The organism is Halorubrum sp. GN11_10-6_MGM (assembly GCF_005435165.1).
In the GTDB taxonomy this organism is placed as follows: Archaea; Halobacteriota; Halobacteria; order Halobacteriales; family Haloferacaceae; genus Halorubrum.
In genome coordinates, this window is sequence record NZ_SGUC01000079.1 from 1 (window position 1) to 1,063 (window position 1,063).

At 56.7% G+C, this 1,063-nt stretch carries 1 protein-coding gene; it reads right to left on the reverse strand.

Annotation, left to right across the window (positions count from 1 at the left end):
* Positions 1–21: 21 nt before the first annotated feature.
* A complete protein-coding gene (locus EXE46_RS16150) occupies positions 22–1,014 on the reverse strand; it encodes a transposase (protein WP_137689358.1) in 993 nt (330 codons plus the stop codon).
* Positions 1,015–1,063: the final 49 nt, after the last annotated feature.

A 1,063-nucleotide genomic window follows, 5' to 3' on the forward strand; every position in this document is an offset into this window, starting at 1 on the left:
GAGCGTGTCATAGAATCCATCTCATAGCTTCTCACAGCCCGGTAGGTTTCCGCGCTCGTAGTTGGTGATGGCAATAACGAGCCGTAGGCACAGCGCAACGAACACTTCTGTTCGTGCGTGGACGCGGCCTCGGGCGCGGACGTGCCCGAGGCCGCAGTCCTTGACTGCGTCGTTGGTTCGTTCAACTCCTGTCCGGTTGGTGTACGTCTCGTCTAACGTTGATTGCTTCAGCTGGACATCCTCGCTGTATTCTTCGATGTGATCTTCGACCCTGTATTCGATGTCTAGTGGGTCGTCAGCGTTTCGCGGATTGTACGGAGCGACTGGCACGACCCCTGCGGCCAGCAGGTGGTCGTGCCAGTCGAGGATGTCGTACGCGCTGTCTCCAAGCATCCACGTTGGTGTATCGACGGCGAGCGCGTCACGTGTGACGCGCATCGCCGTCTCCTGACCGGCTTGTTTAGTTTGTGTGAATTCCGCTGCTATCGGGATCTTTGAGCCGGTTGAGACGATTGTACAGCCGAAGCCGTAGTAGTGCTCTTCGGCTGTAGGGTTGTAGTTCCACGAGGCAGCGTCGTTGTATTGGATCGCTTCGACGTGAGTCGAATCGATAGAGTACGTAGAGTCGAGCAGGCCGCGAGCGGCGGCCTGCTCGACGAGCCTGTCGAAGATATCGTCAACAACGTGTTCGAGATCGGTGAGAAAGCGATCAATCGTATCTCTTGATGGCGGTTTGTCGAGTCCGCAGTAGTACCAGACGAGGCTGTGGCGGAGCTCTCGTGTAACTGGACGTGTGCCGTAGACGTTCTCGTAGTAGCAGTGGAGAAAGCCGCGAAAGAGATCTGGTGGCTGATGGACTCGTGTTCGCCCCCGCTTCGAGGGGGCGAACACGTCGTACTCTCTGAGAAACTGGAACTCAAGGTATTCAAACAGCGGTACTGTTTCGGTAGCCGCCGCATTCAAGAAGTCGTCTACCGAAGCCACATTTTGCAGGGTTGCGCTGGTGTTGGACACACTTTCCGCACCCTGCCGCTTCGTACGTGACGCTTTCTATGACACGCTC